Origin of the sequence: Inquilinus limosus MP06 (assembly GCF_000767795.1) — a bacterium.
Classification (GTDB): Bacteria; Pseudomonadota; Alphaproteobacteria; order DSM-16000; family Inquilinaceae; genus Inquilinus; species Inquilinus limosus_E.
On sequence record NZ_JANX01000065.1, the window covers coordinates 1 to 17,497 of the forward strand.

17 protein-coding genes and 1 pseudogene are annotated in these 17,497 nt (G+C 69.2%); 10 read left to right on the forward strand and 8 right to left on the reverse strand.

Going from position 1 to position 17,497, the window contains the following annotated elements; translation table 11 throughout:
- The 4 genes and pseudogenes from P409_RS07955 to P409_RS07965 form a co-directional block, all read right to left on the reverse strand.
- Nucleotides 1-239: pseudogene (locus P409_RS07955) on the reverse strand (GlxA family transcriptional regulator); the annotation flags it as partial.
- Between the two features lie 70 nt (nt 240-309).
- Nucleotides 310-456, reverse strand: coding sequence for a hypothetical protein (locus tag P409_RS40270; protein WP_202964595.1), 147 nt, complete (start codon nt 454-456; stop codon nt 310-312).
- Complete coding sequence (locus P409_RS07960; protein ID WP_202964596.1) at nt 450-983, reverse strand: DUF6064 family protein; 534 nt, start codon at nt 981-983, stop codon at nt 450-452. Before P409_RS07960 ends, P409_RS40270 begins: the two co-directional genes overlap by 7 nt.
- Nucleotides 983-1,900 (reverse strand): aldo/keto reductase, encoded by a 918-nt coding sequence (locus P409_RS07965; protein ID WP_052120170.1) that lies wholly within the window; start codon nt 1,898-1,900, stop codon nt 983-985. Before P409_RS07965 ends, P409_RS07960 begins: the two co-directional genes overlap by 1 nt.
- A 142-nt stretch (nt 1,901-2,042) precedes the next feature.
- Here P409_RS07965 and P409_RS07970 point away from each other — a divergent pair, with 142 nt between their 5' ends.
- A complete protein-coding gene (locus P409_RS07970) occupies nt 2,043-3,434 on the forward strand; it encodes a P1 family peptidase (RefSeq protein WP_034834005.1) in 1,392 nt (463 codons plus the stop codon).
- 9 nt (nt 3,435-3,443) lie between these two features.
- On the opposite strand, the gene P409_RS07975 is transcribed toward P409_RS07970, so the two are convergent.
- Nucleotides 3,444-3,905, reverse strand: coding sequence for an MEKHLA domain-containing protein (locus P409_RS07975; protein WP_034834007.1), 462 nt, complete (start codon nt 3,903-3,905; stop codon nt 3,444-3,446).
- Between the two features lie 186 nt (nt 3,906-4,091).
- Here P409_RS07975 and P409_RS07980 point away from each other — a divergent pair, with 186 nt between their 5' ends.
- From P409_RS07980 to metH, 3 genes are all read left to right on the forward strand, one after another.
- Nucleotides 4,092-4,883 (forward strand): substrate-binding domain-containing protein, encoded by a 792-nt coding sequence (locus P409_RS07980; protein WP_034834009.1) that lies wholly within the window; start codon nt 4,092-4,094, stop codon nt 4,881-4,883.
- A 237-nt stretch (nt 4,884-5,120) separates the two neighbouring features.
- A complete protein-coding gene (locus P409_RS41180; protein ID WP_202964597.1) occupies nt 5,121-5,786 on the forward strand; it encodes a homocysteine S-methyltransferase family protein in 666 nt (221 codons plus the stop codon).
- A complete protein-coding gene (gene metH, locus P409_RS07985; protein WP_202964601.1) occupies nt 5,786-8,881 on the forward strand; it encodes a methionine synthase in 3,096 nt (1,031 codons plus the stop codon). The genes P409_RS41180 and metH overlap by 1 nt, the downstream gene beginning before the upstream one ends.
- 156 nt (nt 8,882-9,037) lie before the next feature.
- Here metH and P409_RS07990 read toward each other — a convergent pair whose 3' ends face one another.
- Nucleotides 9,038-9,550, reverse strand: a complete 513-nt coding sequence (locus P409_RS07990) for a MarR family winged helix-turn-helix transcriptional regulator (protein WP_202964598.1) — start codon at nt 9,548-9,550, stop codon at nt 9,038-9,040.
- Nucleotides 9,551-9,662: 112 nt separating this feature from the next.
- Here P409_RS07990 and P409_RS07995 point away from each other — a divergent pair, with 112 nt between their 5' ends.
- From P409_RS07995 to prfB, 5 genes are all read left to right on the forward strand, one after another.
- Nucleotides 9,663-11,066, forward strand: a complete 1,404-nt coding sequence (locus P409_RS07995) for an MFS transporter (RefSeq protein WP_238578620.1) — start codon at nt 9,663-9,665, stop codon at nt 11,064-11,066.
- Nucleotides 11,067-11,134: 68 nt separating this feature from the next.
- Nucleotides 11,135-11,368 (forward strand): CopG family transcriptional regulator, encoded by a 234-nt coding sequence (locus P409_RS08000; RefSeq protein ID WP_152613279.1) that lies wholly within the window; start codon nt 11,135-11,137, stop codon nt 11,366-11,368.
- Nucleotides 11,365-11,796, forward strand: coding sequence for a TA system VapC family ribonuclease toxin (locus P409_RS08005; RefSeq protein ID WP_034834013.1), 432 nt, complete (start codon nt 11,365-11,367; stop codon nt 11,794-11,796). The genes P409_RS08000 and P409_RS08005 overlap by 4 nt, the downstream gene beginning before the upstream one ends.
- A 676-nt stretch (nt 11,797-12,472) precedes the next feature.
- Nucleotides 12,473-14,335: a dihydroxy-acid dehydratase gene (gene ilvD, locus P409_RS08010; RefSeq protein WP_034834015.1), complete on the forward strand. Its 1,863-nt coding sequence runs from the start codon at nt 12,473-12,475 to the stop codon at nt 14,333-14,335.
- Nucleotides 14,336-14,475: 140 nt separating this feature from the next.
- Nucleotides 14,476-15,601, forward strand: a protein-coding gene (prfB, locus tag P409_RS08015; protein ID WP_152613280.1) for a peptide chain release factor 2 whose coding sequence is annotated in 2 segments (ribosomal slippage) — nt 14,476-14,544 and nt 14,546-15,601 — 1,125 coding nt in all. Because the reading frame shifts where the segments join, the coding sequence is not laid out codon by codon here.
- Between the two features lie 63 nt (nt 15,602-15,664).
- On the opposite strand, the gene P409_RS08020 is transcribed toward prfB, so the two are convergent.
- Together P409_RS08020 and P409_RS08025 are read right to left on the reverse strand one after the other, a co-directional pair.
- A complete protein-coding gene (locus P409_RS08020) occupies nt 15,665-16,021 on the reverse strand; it encodes a helix-turn-helix domain-containing protein (RefSeq protein WP_202964599.1) in 357 nt (118 codons plus the stop codon).
- Nucleotides 16,008-16,289: a BrnT family toxin gene (locus tag P409_RS08025; protein ID WP_034834019.1), complete on the reverse strand. Its 282-nt coding sequence runs from the start codon at nt 16,287-16,289 to the stop codon at nt 16,008-16,010. Before P409_RS08025 ends, P409_RS08020 begins: the two co-directional genes overlap by 14 nt.
- 133 nt (nt 16,290-16,422) lie before the next feature.
- On the opposite strand from P409_RS08025, the gene P409_RS08030 reads away from it, so the two are divergent.
- Nucleotides 16,423-17,316, forward strand: coding sequence for a TIGR01459 family HAD-type hydrolase (locus tag P409_RS08030; RefSeq protein WP_034834021.1), 894 nt, complete (start codon nt 16,423-16,425; stop codon nt 17,314-17,316).
- The last annotated feature ends 181 nt before the right edge of the window (nt 17,317-17,497 follow it).

Genomic DNA, 17,497 nt, shown 5'->3' on the forward strand with positions numbered 1-17,497 from the left:
AGCGTGTCGATCCCCGCCTCGTCCAGGCCGCGATCGGCCAGCACCGTGAGACCGGAGGCCGCGCGAACCGGGCCGGGCCGTGCCGCCATCACCTCGACCGCATAAACCGGCGGTGCCCCGGCCTTGCAGTGCAGGGCCGAGGCGGCGGCGAAGGCCTCGAGCGGCCCGACGACGTCGAGCAGCTCGACGCCGGGAAAGGCCAGCACGGCGATGCGGCGCGGGAAGGATGGGTCGGACATGCCGGAAGTGTCTCCGGATCACGCGATGGCAGCAATGACAGGATACCGTCGGATTCTGCCAACTGCCGCGTCAGCCCGCCCGGCGCAGCCCCTGACCGGCTGCCAGGGCGAGGGCCAGCAGGGCTGCGGCCGGCGCCACCCAGGCCTCCGGCGCCGACATCGCCCACAGCGTCGCCCCGGTCGCCACGCACCACAGCACCGGCAGGAGCATCAGCACCCAGCGCCCCGGCCGGCCAGGGCCAGCAGCAGGCCGAGCGTGCCGATCGCGGTCGGGTCGGGCGCGACGCCGAAGATCTCGGCCTGGCGCCAGGAGCGGCCGAGCAGCAGGCCGATCGCCGGCTGGGCCAGCAGCGCGAACAGGAAGATCCCGATCCCCGCCCGCCCGGCGATGTCGAGCCGCGGCGGCACGGACAGCCGGCCGCCGACCGCCCCGGCCCAGACCAGCAGCGCCGCCTGCGCCAGGAAGGCCGTCGCGGCCCAGGGCGCGGCCCAGTTGATGGTGGCGTAGCGGTCGAGATGGAAGGCGATCGCCACCCAGGCCCAGCAGGCGGCCAGGATGGCGGCGACGGCAGGCCCGGCGACCGGCCCGCCGCGCCGCAACAGGACCAGCATCAGCAGGCCGAGCAGGACGGCCGCCGCCTGCGCCGGCCAGATCGCCGCGTTGTACAGGCCGAACAGCCGGTGATAAGTGCGGGGCGAGAACAGCAGGAAGTCGGAGAGGCGGTAGCTCCACCACTCCGACATCACAGCGCCTCGACATCGGCGGCCATGCGCCGGCGCAGCGCCGCATCCGGCATCGGGCCGCGGGCGACGCCGAGATTCTCGCGCACATGGTCGGCGCGGGTGGTGGCCGGGATGGCGCAGGTGACGGCCGGGTGCGAGACGATGAACTTCAGCAGGATCTGGGCCCAGCTGCCGCAGCCGATCTCGCCGGCCCAGCCGGGCAGCGCCTCGCCGCCGACATCGTCGATCAGCCCGCCCTGCCGGAACGGCCGGTTGACGATGACGGCGATGCCGCGGTCCTGCGCCAGCGGCAGGATGCGCTCCTCCACCTCGCGGTCGAGGATGTTGTAGGTGATCTGGACGAAGTCGATCGGCCGGCTGCGCATCACCTGCTCGATCTCGCCGTGCCGCCGCCCCTCCGAGGTGGTGATGCCGACGTAGCGCAGCCGGCCCTCCGCCTTCATGGCGAAGAGCGTGTCGAGATGCGTCTCCCAGGCCAGCAGGTTGTGGACCTGCAGCAGGTCGAACCGCGGCACGCCCCAGAGCCGGCGTGACTCCTCGACCTGAGCCGGCCCGTCGCCGGCGGTCCAGACCTTGTCGGCCGCGAACAGCCCGGCGGGCCGCCCCAGCTTGGCGAGGCCGGAACCGATCACCGCTTGGGACGAGCCGTACATCGGCGACGAATCGATCATCCTTCCGCCCTCGGCGAAGAAGGCGCGCATCACCTCGGCGCAGTCGTCGCGCGCCTGCGGATCGTCGCCGACATTGAAGGTGATCCAGCTGCCGAGCCCGACCACGGGCATCGCCTCGCCGGTCGAGGGGATCGGCCGGGTGAGCGGGGCCGCCTGCGCCGCCGCATCCGGCAGCAGTGGGGCCGCGCCGGCGGCGGCCATGGCCCCCAGCAGGGTGCGGCGGGAGAGGATCGGGGAACGCGGCATCGCTGCCTCCGTCTGCGCTGTCGCCCCCATGAAGATGGGATCGGAGGGCGGCCGCGCCACTATCCCCTTCCCGATGCGACGCGGTTGGGACAGCATTCCCGTCCACGCCGGAAGTCGGCGGAGCACGGACAGGGGGGATGGGATGCGGAATCGACGAAACAGCCGAGGGCCGATCGGCGGGGCACTGGCGACAGGCCTGCTCGCCACGCTGCTGGCGGCACAGCCGGCCATGGCCGAGGATGCGCCGGCCCCGGTGCTGAACGCCGGCGAGAAGGTGCTGCGCTTCGACTGGCCGGCGGTGCAGGTCGGCACCGGCGAATACAAGGAGGGGCCGACCGGCGTCACCGTGTTCCATTTCGACCGGCGGTCGCTGGCTGCCGTGGATGTCCGCGGCGGCGGGCCCGGTACGGTCAACACCGACTACCTCCGCCTGGGCTACGACGCGCCGGAGCTGGACGCCGTGGTGTTCTCCGGCGGCTCCTGGTACGGGCTCGAGGCCACCACCGCCGTCGCCTCGGCGCTGAAGGAGGACGGCGTGCGCGGCGGCCACTGGGACAACATCGCCCTGTCGGTCGGCGCCATCATCTACGACCTCGGCGGCCGCCGGCTGAACGAGATCGTGCCCGACAAGCGGCTGGCCCAGGCCGCCTTCCGTGCCGCCAAGCCGGGCGTGTTCCCGCTGGGCGCGCAGGGCGCCGGCCGGCTGGCGGTCACCGGGTCGCTGTTCGGCTGCAACGCCTATTCCGGCCAGGGCGGCGCCTTCCGCCAGATCGGCCCGGTCAAGGTCGCCGCCTTCGTCGTGGTCAACGCGCTGGGGGTGGTGACCAGGCGGGACGGCAAGGTCGCCGCCTGCTACGGCGACGAGGGCTGGCCGAAAGACCTGACCGCCGCGGCGCTGCTGGCAGGCTATCCCGCCAGCCGCAAGCCGGGCTGGACCGGCGCGCCGGACCCGGACGCCCCCGCCCGCAACACCACGGTCAGCCTGATCGTCACCAACCAGAAGCTGAAGCCGGCGGAGCTGCAGCGCCTGGCGATCCAGGTGCACAGCTCGATGGGCCGGGCGCTGCAGCCCTTCGCCACCGAGTTCGACGGCGACGTGCTGTACGCCGTCTCGACCGGCGAGCTGGAGGACGAGGCGGCGATGCTGCCGACGGTGGATCTCGGCGTGATCGGCGGCGAGGCGATGTGGGACGCGATCCTGGCCTCCGTGCCGGACCAGCCGAAGCCGGCGACGCCGGCCGGCAAGCCGGTGCTGTCGGCCGACCAGGCCAAGGTCCTGACCGGGGACTACGTCTTCAGCCCCTTCGTCACGGTCCGGGTCACGGCCGAGGGCGACACCCTGTTCGCCCAGGCCACCGGCGCCCGCGCCGCCTTCGCCATCGGCAAGGAGCAGCGGACCGAGCTGACGCCGGTCTCGGCCACCGACTTCATGGTGCCGGGGCGCTATCCGCTGACGCTGCGGTTCGAGGATTCCGGCCGGCTGGTGCTGAACCCCGGCCACTGGGAGCAGACCGGGACACGGCAGGGCGATTGAGGGTCGGCTCTACTCGTCCCGCCACTCGCTGAACGTCGCGGCCTGGCCGCGCAGCGTGCCGGCCTCGTCGATCAGCTGCCAGACAGTGGCGCGCTCGATCCAGAAGCGGCGGCCGGACTTGGCGATGCGCAGGCCGCGGTAATCGCCGATGAAGCCGTCGCGGGCGACGGCGTCCAGCAGGCGTTGCCGCTCGGCCCGGTCCGGCGCCTCGGCCGAGAGGCGGGAGGGCAGCGTGACGAACTCGTCCCAGCCGTATTCGAAGCGGTCCTGGGCCGCCTTGTTGGCGTAGACGAAACGGGGATCGGCGTCGGTGTTGTGCGCCAGCACGCAGAACGGCGCCGAATCGTACAGCCACCGCGCCTGCCCGGCTGCGTCGCCGCCCGCCTTCGCCGGCAGCAGCGGCACGCCGACCAGCCGGGCGTGGCTGCCGGCCAGGAGGCGCAGGAAATCGGGATCGTGGGCTAAGGTCATGAGAACGGACTCCGAGCGCGCCGCGACGGCTGCGTGCCCGGTGTACGTCGGACATAAGGCGGGACCAGACAAGCCGGCTGCGGCACGGTGTCCGGGCATGGCTGGGCTGCTGCACCGGCGAGCCATAGCGGATGCCGTTTCCGGTCAGGATAGGATCCTGGTCCGTTTTACCGGAGGAACCGCCCCATGACGCTGCCGCCGATCCTGTCCCGCGCCGCCGCCTTCGCCGTCACCGGCCTGCTGCTGCTCGTCCAGCCCATCGCCGCGGCCGAGCTGCAGGTCGTCAGCTCCGGCGGCTTCGCCCCCGCCTACAAGGCCCTGGCGCCGGAGTTCGAACGCGCCAGCGGTGACACGCTCAAGATCAACTGGGGCCCGTCGATGGGCGACACGCCGAACGCCGTGCCCGCCCGGCTGGCCCGCGGCGAGAAGCTGGATGTCGTGATCATGGTTGGCTATGCCCTCGACGATCTGATCAAGCAGGGCAAGGTGCTGCCTGACAGCAAGGTCGTGCTGGCCCGCTCCAGCATCGGCGTCGCGGTCAAGGCTGGCGCGCCGAAGCCGGACATCAGCTCGGCCGAGGCGGTGAAGCAGGCGCTTCTGGCCGCCAGGTCGGTCGCCTATTCCGACAGCGCCAGCGGCGTCTATATCTCGACCCGGATGTTCCAGCGCCTGGGCATCGCCAAACAGATGGAGGGCAAGGCCCGCAAGATCCCGGCCACGCCGGTTGGCGAGATCGTGGCCAAGGGCGAAGCCGAGCTGGGTTTCCAGCAGATCGCCGAGCTGAAGGCGGTCGAGGGCATCGACCTGGTCGGACCGCTGCCGCCCGAGCTGCAGCAGGTGACGCTGTACTCAGCCGGCATCGTCGCCGGCTCGCACGACCCGGCCGCGGCGAGGAAGCTGCTGGAGTTCTTGGCCTCCCCCGCCGCTGCCCCTGCCATCGCCGCGACAGGGCTGGAGCCGACCGCGACGGCCAAGTAGGATTTACGCCTCTCAAGTCACTGTCATTGCGAGCGCAGCGAAGCAATCCAGGGGTCGGTGCGAACCGGCCCCTGGATTGCTTCGTCGGCTTCGCCTCCTCGCAATGACAGCGAGGGGGATGGGCGGGGTCGCTCTCCCGGCGACGTTTGCGGTTCTTTTCGCGACATCGAATGTTGATATAAAGATATCTTTATGTCATTACATACGGCCCCGATCCGGAACCACCGGCCGCTCGCCATGACCACGCCCTCCCTCGACATCCCCCTGGAGCCGGTCGACGGCACTGAGGTCCTGGCCGCGCTGACCGCGGCGGCGCGCGAGCGCGTGCTGATCCTGGACGGCGCCATGGGCACCCAGATCCAGGGGCTGGGCTTCGGCGAGGAGCATTTCCGCGGCCAGCACTTCGCTGGCTGCGATTGCCACCTGCAGGGCAACAACGACCTGCTGATCCTGACCCAGCCGGATGCGATCGAGGCGATCCATTTCGGCTATGCGATCGCCGGCGCCGACATCCTCGAGACCAACACCTTCTCCTCCACCTCGATCGCCCAGGCCGATTACGGCATGGAGAAGGTGGTCTATGACCTGAACCGCGAGGGCGCGCGGCTGGCCCGCCGGGCCGCGGCCAAGGCCCGGGCAATGGACGGTCGCCGCCGTTTCGTCGCCGGCGCGCTGGGGCCGACCAACCGCACCGCCTCGATCTCGCCCGACGTCAACAATCCCGGCTACCGCGCCGTCACCTTCGACCAGCTGCGCGACGCCTATGCCGAGCAGGTGCGCGGGCTGATCGACGGCGGCGCCGAGATCATCCTGATCGAGACCATCTTCGACACGCTGAACGCCAAGGCGGCGATCTTCGGCACCGAGCTGGTCTTCGCCGAGAAGGGCGTGCGCTGCCGGTGATGATCTCCGGCACCATCACCGACCTGTCCGGCCGCACCCTGTCGGGCCAGACGCCGACCGCCTTCTGGCATTCGGTGCGGCACGCCCGGCCCTTCACCATCGGCCTGAACTGCGCGCTGGGCGCCAACGCCATGCGGGCGCATCTGGCCGAGATTGCCGAGGCCGCCGACACCTTCGTCTGCGCCTATCCGAACGCCGGGCTGCCGAACGAGTTCGGCCGGTATGACGAGACGCCGGAGGCGATGGCCGCGCAGATCCGCGGCTTTGCCGAGGAAGGGCTGGTCAACATCGTCGGCGGCTGCTGCGGGTCGACCCCCGACCACATCCGCGCCATCGCCGAGGCCGTCGAAGGCCTGCCGCCGCGCCAGGTGCCGACCATGGAGCCGCTGATGCGGCTGTCGGGGCTGGAGCCGTTCACGCTGACCGGCGACATCCCCTTCGTGAATGTCGGCGAGCGCACCAACGTCACCGGCTCGGCCCGCTTCCGCAAGCTCATCACCGCCGGCGATTATGCCGCGGCGCTGGAGGTGGCGCGCGACCAGGTGGCCAACGGCGCCCAGATCATCGACATCAACATGGATGAAGGCCTGATCGATTCCGAGAAGGCCATGGTCGAGTTCCTGAACCTGATCGCGGCCGAACCCGACATCGCCCGCGTGCCGGTGATGATCGACAGCTCGAAATTCTCGGTGATCGAGGCCGGGCTGAAATGCGTCCAGGGCAAGCCCCTGGTCAACTCGATCTCGATGAAGGAGGGCGAGGAAGCCTTCCTGCATCACGCCCGGCTGGTGCGGTCCTACGGCGCCGCCGTGGTGGTGATGGCCTTCGACGAAGCCGGCCAGGCCGACACGCTGGAGCGCAAGGTCGAGATCTGCGCCCGGGCCTACAAGCTGCTGACCGAACAGGCCGGCTTCCCGCCCGAGGACATCGTCTTCGACCCCAACATCTTCGCGATCGCGACCGGCATCGAGGAGCACAACGGCTACGGCGTCGCCTTCATCGAGGCGACCCGGCAGATCCGCCGGACCCTGCCGCACGCCCATATCTCCGGCGGCGTCTCCAACCTGTCCTTCTCGTTCCGCGGCAACGAGCCGGTGCGCGAGGCGATGCACGCGGTGTTCCTGTACCACGCCATCCAGGCCGGCATGGACATGGGCATCGTCAATGCCGGGCAGCTGGCGGTTTATGAATCGATCGAGCCGGAGCTGCGCGAGGCCTGCGAGGATGTGGTCCTCAACCGCCGCGACGACGCCACCGAGCGCCTGCTGGCGCTGGCCGAGCGCTTCAAGGGCGGCGGCCGCGAGGCCAAGGAGAAGGACCTGTCCTGGCGCCAGCAGCCGGTGGCCAAGCGGCTGGAGCATGCGCTGGTCAACGGCATCACCGAGTTCATCGACGCCGATGTCGAGGAGGCGCGGCAGCAGGCCGAGCGGCCGCTGCACGTGATCGAAGGCCCGCTGATGGCCGGCATGAACGTGGTCGGCGACCTGTTCGGTTCCGGCAAGATGTTCCTGCCCCAGGTGGTGAAGTCGGCCCGCGTGATGAAGCAGGCCGTGGCCCATCTGCTGCCGTATATGGAGGCCGAGAAGGCAGCCAATGGCGGCGGCGAACGGCAGAGCGCCGGCAAGATCCTGATGGCGACCGTCAAGGGCGACGTGCACGACATCGGCAAGAACATCGTCGGCGTGGTGCTGGCCTGCAACAACTACGAGATCATCGATCTCGGCGTCATGGTGCCGGCGACGAAGATCCTGGAGACGGCGAAGGCCGAGAAGGTCGACATCATCGGCCTGTCCGGCCTGATCACCCCGTCGCTGGACGAGATGGTGCATGTGGCGGCGGAGATGGAGCGCGAGGGCTTCGACATCCCGCTCCTGATCGGCGGCGCCACCACCAGCCGGGTGCACACCGCGGTGAAGATCCACCCGCGCTACGCCCGAGGCCAGACCGTCTATGTCAACGACGCCAGCCGCGCCGTCGGCGTGGTCTCGAGCCTGCTGTCGCCCGAGGCGAAGCAGGGCTATGTCGAGGGCGTGCGCGACGAGTACCGCAAGGTCGCCGAGGGCCATGCGAGGGCAGAGGCGGAGAAGCAGCGCCTGCCGCTGGCCGCCGCCCGTGCCACGCCGTTTGCCATCGACTGGGCCGGCTACCAGCCGCCGAAGCCGTCCTTCCTGGGCACCCGCGTGTTCGAGGACTGGGACCTGGCGGAGCTGGCGCGCTACATCGACTGGACGCCGTTCTTCCAGACCTGGGAGCTGAAGGGCCGCTATCCCGCGATTCTGGAGGACGAGAAGCAGGGCGAGGCCGCGCGGCAGCTGTTCCAGGACGCCCAGGCGATGCTGGCCCGCATCGTCGCGGAGAAGTGGTTCCGGCTGAAGGCGGTGATCGGCTTCTGGCCGGCCGGCGCGGTCGGCGACGACATCCGCCTGTTCATCGGTGAGGACCGGCGGCAGGAGCTGGCGACCTTCTTCACCCTGCGGCAGCAGCTGTCCAAGCGCGACGGCCGGCCGCGGGTGGCGCTGTCCGATTTCGTCGCGCCCGCCGACAGCGGCAAGGCGGACTATATCGGCGGCTTCGTCGTCACCGCCGGGATCGAGGAGGAGGCGATCGCCAACCGCTTCGTCCGGGCCAATGACGACTATTCATCGATCCTGGTGAAGGCGCTGGCCGACCGCATCGCCGAGGCCTTCGCCGAGGCCATGCACCAGCGCGTGCGCCGGGAGTTCTGGGGCTATGCCCCCGACGAGGCGTTCACGCCGGAGGAGCTGATCGGCGAGCCCTATCGCGGCATCCGCCCGGCGCCCGGCTACCCGGCCCAGCCGGACCACACCGAGAAGGTGACGCTGTTCCGGCTGCTCGACGCCGAGAAGCGGATCGGCGTGCGCCTGACCGAGAGCTATGCCATGTGGCCGGGATCCTCGGTCTCCGGTCTCTATTTGGCGCATCCGGACTCCTATTACTTCGGCGTCGCCAAGGTGGAGCGCGACCAGGTCGAGGACTACGCCCGCCGCAAGGGCATGCCGATCGCCGAGGTCGAGCGCTGGCTCGGGCCGATCCTGAACTACACCCCCGCCCCGCTGGTCGAGGCGGCGGAGTAAGACGGCGCGATATACCCCATTTATCCTCCCCCTCCCCTTGCGGGAGGGGGTTAGGGGGAGGGGTTCGTGCCGTCAGGACCGATATCGGAACGGCACAATCCGGCCAGGATCCCGGATCCCCCGCGCCGGCCCTCTTCGATCGACAGCCCCCTCCCCCTACCCCCTCCCGCGAGGGGAGGGGGAGGATGAAGGGCTGATTTGCTCTCGATCAGCGCCCTCCTGATACTCCGCCAGCCGCTGCAGCAGGGCGCCGGCGGCGATCAGCTGCGCCCGCTCCTCCGGCGACAGGCAGGCCGCCACGGCCTCGGCCATCCAGGCCTCGCGCCGGCTGCGGTTCTCCAGCACCGCCTGCGCGCCGGCATCGGTGAGCACCACATGCAGCCGCCGCCGGTCGCCGGCATCGGCCTCGCGCCGCACCAGCCCGTCCGTCTCCAGCCCGCGCAGCAGCGCCGCGACATTGGACGAGCGCAGCCCCTCGACCGCGGCGAGCTCGGTCGGGCTGGCCGTGCCGCCCAGCCGCAGCAGAGCGGCCAGCAGCATCAGCTGCGACAGCGGGATGTCGCCGCCGTCGGATTCGCGCCGCAGCCGGCGCAGCAGCGCCATCAGCTGCAGCCGGAAGGCGCCGATCTGCTCGCGCTCGATCTGGGTCATCTGGTCCGGGTCGATCATTTTGCTATTCTGTTATAGCTAAAACGCCATAGCCATTCGCGGCGGCCAGGTCCAGGATCATGCCATGGACGGCGGGCGCCGCGCGCTCCCGCCGCGAAAGCGAGGTCACTTCGTGTCTCTGCCCGACGGCCTGCCCCTGCCCCGCCGCAGATGGGCCTTCGCCACCGTGGTGCTCGGCATCATGCTCGCCGTGCTCGACGGTTCGGTCGCCAATGTGGCGCTGCCGACGATCGCGGCCGAGTTCCAGGCCAGCCCGTCGATGTCGATCTGGATCGTCAACGCCTACCAGCTGGCGGTGGTGGTCTCGCTGCTGCCGCTGGCCACGCTGGGCGAGATCGTCGGCTACCGCCGGATCTATCTCGGCGGCCTGGCTCTGTTCACCGTCGCCTCGCTGGCCTGCGCCCTGTCGGACTCGCTGCTGGCGCTGACCCTGTCCCGCGTCGCCCAGGGGTTCGGCGCCGCCGGGATCATGAGCGTCAACACCGCGCTGATCCGCTACATCTTCCCGCGTGCCCGGCTGGGCCATGTGCTGGGCGTCAACGCCATGATCGCGGCCAGCGCCTCGACCGTCGGCCCCAGCTTCGCCGGCGCCCTGCTGTCGCTCGCCTCCTGGCCCTGGCTGTTCGCCATCAACCTGCCGCTGGGCGTCGCCGCCCTGGTCATCGGCCGCCGCAACCTGCCGGAGAGCGACCTGGCCGACCGCCGCTTCGACCTGCTGAGCGCGCTCCTGTCCGCCGCCACCTTCGGCCTGCTGATCACCGGCATCGACAGCATCGGCCACGGGCTGGACTGGGGGCTGGTCGCGCTGCAGCTCGGCACCGCGGCCGTCGCCGCGGTCTGGCTGGTGCGGCGGCAGCTGGGCCAGGCGACGCCGCTGGTGCCGCTGGACCTGCTGCGCATTCCGGTGGTCGGGCTGTCGGTCGCGACCTCGATCAGCTCCTTCATGGCCCAGATGGCGGCCTTCGTGGCGCTGCCCTTCCTGCTGCAGACCGGCTACGGCTTCTCCCCGGCCCAGGTCGGCCTGCTGATGATCCCCTGGCCGCTGGCGGTGGCGGTCACCGCGCCCTTCGCCGGCCGCCTGGCCGACCGCCACCCTCCCGGCCTCCTGGGCGGCATCGGCCTCGCCCTCCTGGCCATCGGCCTGGTGCTGATGGCGACACTGCCGGCCGATCCCGCCCCCGTCGGCATCGTCTGGCGGATGGCGCTGTGCGGCATCGGCTTCGGCCTGTTCCAGTCGCCCAACAACCGGGTGATGATCGGGTCGGCCCCGCGCAGCCGCAGCGGCGCCGCCAGCGGCATGCTGGGCACCGCCCGCCTGCTGGGCCAGGCCACCGGCGCGGCGCTGGTGGCGCTGCTGTTCGCCCATTTCCCCGACCACGGTGCCAAGGCGGCGCTGCTGACCGCGGCCGGGCTGGCAACCGCTGCCACGGTGATCAGCTGCCTGCGCCTGGCGACCCCGGCCTATGCCGCCGACGATCCGGCACCGGAGCCGCGGGACGCCGCATCAACACGATGAGCGATTGACATCAGCATCACTCAATTCCAGATGTGTGATGATTGGTGCTTGATGCAGCGGAGAGGCGGATGCGCACGACTCTGGCCATTGACGACGATGTCCTGGCTGCCGCGAAGGGGCTTGCGGCGCAGCAGCGGAAGACGGTGGGCGAGGTGATCTCCGACCTTGCGCGTAAGTCGCTGAGCGCTCGCTCATCCAGCGGAAAGCTGCGCAATGGCGTTCCGCTGTTGCGGGCTGCCGGTCATCAGGCGCCGGTGACATCGGATCTGATAAAGCAGCTGCAGGACGACCTGCCGGAATGACCTTCCTGTTCGACGTCAATGTGTTGATCGCGCTGATTGATCCCGGCCACGTCCAGCACGACGCCGCGCATGACTGGTTTGTCGCCCGGGGGCGGCATGCCTGGGCGACCTGCCCACTGACCGAAAACGGCGTGCTGCGGATTGTCGGTCACCCACGCTACCCGAACTCTCCGGGGTCACCCGCCGCCGTCATGCCGATCCTGGCGGGCCTGTGCGCGTTGCCGGGCCACACCTTCTGGCCGGACGATATCAGCTTGATGGATCCGGCCAGGATCGATGCCGGACGGCTGCTGAGCTCCGGACAGCTCACCGACACCTACCTCCTGGCTCTCGCCCATGCCCATCGAGGGCAGCTCGCCACCTTCGATCGCCGCTTGGTAACCGACGCCGTCCGCGGCGGGAACCAAGCTATTCATCTGATCTCTTGATCGCACTCGCGCACATAAGTTTCTATATTTCCAATCTTCATAGAGACAGGAATCGATGGAAATTCTCGCCATATCGGTCGCTGCGGCGATAGCGTCTGCCGCCTGGCTTTATCAGCGTTCGTGGGAACGCCAGGAACAGAGAATTCAGCGATATCAGGAAATTCTCGACAGGCTCCCCGCATTTGTAGTGGGAAGAGAGGATGCACAACGAAAGGACGAGACAATACAAGAACTTCGAAGACTCTGGCTTTCAGCTCCGGATCACGTGGTCCACGCGGCAGAAAATTTCCTCGACTCGCTGGAGGGCATAGGCAGTGACGATAAAGCAGTCGCCCTGGGAAAATGTGTTGTCGCGATGCGCCGAGATGCAACTATGGCCTCGGCCCTATTGCCACGTTTTTGGAAAACTCGGCTGGTGACATCGGACTTCCGCCTTCGACACGCGAGGTGAGCCCGAATTTAGATCGCCCATAGGTTAGCAAATTGACCCCGAGTGGCCTGTCCCGAGGTAGTCCTCTCGAATCCGCAATGCAGGCAGCAGTCCCGCCGCGCTTGCGCCGCAGGCGGGAATGGCGTTCTTTCTGGACTAGACGTTTCCGGCGGGCGTCATGGTTCTTTCCTGATCACCATGGCCGCCCAGTCCGACCGAAAGTGACCCGAGCAGCGGACCCGATCAATGCCAGCCTATCGTTCCCGCACCACCACCCACGGCCGCAACATGGCCGGAGCCCGCGGGCTCTGGCGCGCGACCGGCATGACGGATGCGGATTTCGGCAAGCCGATCATCGCCGTCGTCAACTCCTTCACCCAGTTCGTGCCCGGCCATGTCCACCTCAAGGATCTCGGCCAACTGGTGGCGCGGGAGATCGAGGCCGCGGGCGGCGTCGCCAAGGAGTTCAACACCATCGCCGTCGACGACGGCATCGCCATGGGCCATGATGGCATGCTGTACAGCCTGCCGTCGCGCGAGATCATCGCCGACAGCGTCGAGTACATGGTCAACGCGCATTGCGCCGACGGCATGGTCTGCATCTCGAACTGCGACAAGATCACACCCGGCATGCTGATGGCCGCGATGCGGCTGAACATCCCTGTGGTGTTCGTGTCCGGCGGGCCGATGGAGGCCGGCAAGGTCAAGGTCGGCGGCGAGACCAAGGCGCTGGACCTGATCGACGCCATGGTCGCCGCGGCCGACAGCCGCAACAGCGACGACGAGGTGAAGGTGATCGAGCGGTCGGCCTGCCCGACCTGCGGTTCCTGCTCCGGCATGTTCACCGCCAATTCGATGAACTGCCTGACCGAGGCACTGGGCCTGGCATTGCCGGGCAACGGCTCGACCCTGGCCACCCATGCCGACCGCAAGCGCCTGTTCGTCGAGGCCGGGCACCTGATCGTCGACCTGGTGAAGCGCCACTACGAGCAGGACGACGAGACGGTGCTGCCGCGCAGCATCGCCAGCTTCGCCGCCTTCGAGAACGCCATGACCCTCGACATCGCCATGGGCGGGTCGACCAACACCGTGCTGCACCTGCTGGCGGCGGCGCAGGAGGGCGGGGTCGACTTCACCATGGCCGACATCGACCGGCTGTCGCGCCGCGTGCCGGTGCTGTGCAAGGTCGCGCCGGCGGTGCCGAACGTGCATATGGAGGACGTCCACCGCGCCGGCGGCATCATGGCCATCCTGGGCGAGCTGGACCGCGCCGGCCTCTTGAACCGCGACACCCGCACCGTCCATGCCGAGAGCCTGACGGCGGCGCTGGACCAGTGGGACATCAAGCGCACCGACAGCGAATCCGTGCATCGCTTCTACAGTGCGGCGCCGGGTGGCATCCCGACCCAGGTCGCGTTCAGCCAGGACGCCCGCTACCCCAGCGTCGACGCCGACCGCAAGCGCGGCACCATCCGCGACCTGGAGCACGCCTTCAGCCCGGATGGCGGCTTGGCCGTGCTGTACGGCAACATCGCCGAGGATGGCTGCGTGGTGAAGACCGCGGGCGTCGACGCCAGCATCCTTACCTTCTCCGGCCCGGCCCGGATCTTCGAGAGCCAGGACGCGGCGGTCGAGGGCATCCTGGGCGACCGGATCAAGCCCGGCGACGTGGTGCTGATCCGCTACGAGGGCCCGAAGGGCGGCCCCGGCATGCAGGAGATGCTGTACCCGACCAGCTATCTGAAGTCGAAGAGCCTGGGCAAGGTCTGTGCGCTCGTCACCGACGGCCGGTTCTCCGGCGGCTCCTCCGGCCTGTCGATCGGCCATGTCTCGCCCGAGGCGGCGGAGGGCGGCGCCATCGCCCTGGTGCAGGAGGGCGACACCATCGAGATCGACATCCCGCACCGCAAGATCCACCTCGCCGTGTCGGATGAGGAGCTGGCGCATCGCCGGGCGGCGATGAACGCCCGCGCCGATGGCGGCTGGCAGCCCTCTGCGCCGCGCGCCCGCAAGGTGTCGCAGGCGCTGCAGGCCTATGCGGCGCTGACCACCAGCGCCGCCCGCGGCGCGGTGCGCGACGTCAGCCAGCTGAAGCCGCGCAAGGCCTGAGGCGGCATGTGGGCGGAAGGTTTTCCCGCCCGCGGCCTTTACGTCGCGGCCGATCCGTCCTACATCCCCGGTTTCGCGTTTACGGGCCGCGCTGCGGCCCGTAATTTTGTGACCGACTGGAATTCGAGAGGAGCGCACCGATGCGCGCCGAGACCGAAGCCAAGGCCCAAGAGATCAAGCAGTCGCTCGCGCTGCTGAGGAGGTCTCTTTGACTGGGACAACGCTTTAAGACGACTGGACGAGCTGAACGCCCTCGCCGAGGACCCGAAGCTCTGGGACAGCCCGGAGAAGGCGCAGACCCTGCTGCGCGAGCGCACCCATCTGGATGACGCCATCGGCGGCTACAAGGCGCTGGCGGCCGAGTTCGACGACGCCGTCGGCATGATCGAGCTGGCAGAGGCCGAGGGCGACGCCGAGGTGCTGGCCGACGCCGAGGCGCAGCTGCGCCAGCTGGGCGAGAAGGTGGCGAAGAAGCAGTTGGAGAGCCTGCTGGCCGGCGAGGCCGACGGCAACGACTGCTATCTCGAGGTCAATGCCGGCGCCGGCGGCACCGAGGCCCAGGACTGGGGCCAGATGCTGCTGCGCATGTATGTGCGCTGGGCCGAGCAGCACGGCTTCAAGGTCGAGTGGCTGGAAGAGAGCCCGGGCGAAGAGGCCGGGATCAAGTCGGCCACGGTGCTGATCAAGGGCCACAATGCCTATGGCTGGCTGAAGACCGAATCGGGCGTGCACCGCCTGGTGCGGATCAGCCCGTTCGACAGCGCGGCGCGGCGGCACACCAGCTTCTCCTCGGTCGCGGTGTCGCCGGTGATCGACGATTCGATCGAGATCACGATCCTGGACAAGGATTTGAAGGTCGACACCTACCGGGCCTCCGGCGCCGGCGGCCAGCATGTCAACAAGACGGATTCGGCGATCCGCATCACCCATATCCCGACCGGCGTCGTCGTCGCCTGCCAGAACGACCGGTCGCAGCATCGCAACCGGGCCATGGCGATGGACATGCTGCGCGCCCGCCTCTACGAGCGCGAGCTGAAGATCCGCGAGGCCCAGGCCGACGCACTGAACGCCGAGAAGACCGACATCGGCTGGGGCCATCAGATCCGCAGCTACGTTCTGCAGCCCTACCAGATGGTGAAGGACCTGCGCACAGGGGTGGAGACCAGCGCCTCCTCCGCCGTGCTGGACGGCGACATCGACCAGTTCCTGGAAGCCTCGCTCGCGGCGAAGCTGAAGGGCCAGGGCGAGGATCTGCAGACGGCGTGAGCCGCCGTCCTTTGCGTATGTCGGACGAGGCCTCTCCGAGACGTCGGATAGGCCTTGTTGCCGTCAGCTGTCCAGAACCTTCGCCACAGCGGCAGGCATGGCCTCGATCACGTGCAGATAGGCCCAGGACGCCCGGTCGGGCTTCCGCCGGCCCGCCTCCCAGTGCCGCAATGTCGGCAGCGGGATCCTGTAGCGCCGCGAGAAGGCCGGCTGGGATAGGCCGGTTTTCTGCCGCACCATCCTGACCCGGCGTGCCTCGACCGCCCGGGCGAGCTCCTCGTCCGTCATCGGCGGGTTGTCGGGATCGGAGGCGGCGTTCGCCTCGATCTCCTCGTCGGTCATGGCGTCAAGCCGAGCTTCCTGTTCCGGCGTCAGCTTGGGAGGATTGTTCGGATCGAGCTTAAACTTAACGATGGCCATAAGAGCGCTCCTCGCTCCTGTTCGACCGCCGAGCGGAGATGATCCGGCAGACGGTCCCGCGCATGGTGTAGACGGCGGTGTACAGCTTGCCGTCGATCATCCCGGTCGCCTTCCCTCGCTCCTCGCCGTCGATGCTGCGGGTCGTGTCTGTGATCAGCCGGGCATCGTCCAGGAACACGCGGGTCGCATAGTCGAATGACACCTTATGCCTGGCCAAGTTGCTGGCGGCTTTGACTCCATCCCACTCGAATGCCGTCGGCCGCGACATGCCGGACAGTAATCCATTGGATCACTGTCAGCAAGGTCCGCAGCTCTGCGATACGCCGTTCGCTTCGACCGACGGGTGGCGTCGCCCGGCCTGCCATGGCACAAGACGGGACCAGACCAACAGGCCAGATCCGATGACCGAGACCATTCCGATCCTCGACGGCATCGCCGCGATCCGCGACCGCTACGATGCCTTCATCGTCGACCTGTGGGGCGTGGTGCATGACGGGGTCACGCCCTATCCCGGCGTGGTCGACTGCCTGCAGCGGCTGCGCGGCGAGGGCAAGCAGGTGTGCCTGTTGTCGAACGCGCCGCGGCGGGTCGGGTCGGTGACGCAGCGCCTGGCCCAGATCGGCGTGCCGGAGGATTGCTGGGACGCCATCCTGTCCTCGGGCGAGGCGGCGCATCTGGCGCTGGCGGCGCGCGACGATGACTTCCACCAGGCGCTGGGCGAACGCTTCCTGCATCTCGGCCCCGAGCGCGACGCCGATGTCTACGAGGCGGTCGACGACGTCGTCCGGGTCGACGGCCTGGACGACGCCGAGTTCGTGCTGAACACCGGCATCGACGATCCTGACGAGCGGGTCGAGGACCATGCCCCGCTGCTGGAAGCTGCCGCGGCCCGCAAGCTGCCGATGATCTGCGCCAACCCGGACATCGTCGTCATCGTCGGCGGCAAGATGCAGATCTGCGCCGGTGCCCTGGCCCAGCATTACGAGACGCTGGGCGGCGAGGTGTTCTACCACGGCAAGCCGCACCCGCCGGTCTATCGCCGCTGCTTCGATCTGCTGGGCCGGCCAGACCCCGCGCGGGTGCTGGCGGTCGGCGACAGCTTCCACACCGACATGGCCGGCGCCACCGCGGCGGGCATCGACGGGCTGTTCGTGATCGGCGGCATCCATGGGGCCGAGCTGCGCGACGCGGCCACTGGCCGGCCGGACGCGCACAAGCTGGCCGCCGCGGCCGAACGGCACGGGCTGCGGCCGGTGGCGGCCGTGGAACGGCTGAACTGGGGCGAGCTGGTCTGACTCGCGGAGGTCGGGTTCGCCGGCGCGAATCCGACCCGCGTATTACGCCCGGGCCCCGATGACACCTTCCAGCGCTGCGGCCAGCAGGGCCGGCGGGGTCTGGACCGAGGCATGGACCGGGGGCTGCACCGGCGCCGGGCGGCGCGTCAGCTCCCGGAAATAGCACAGGACGAACACCCGC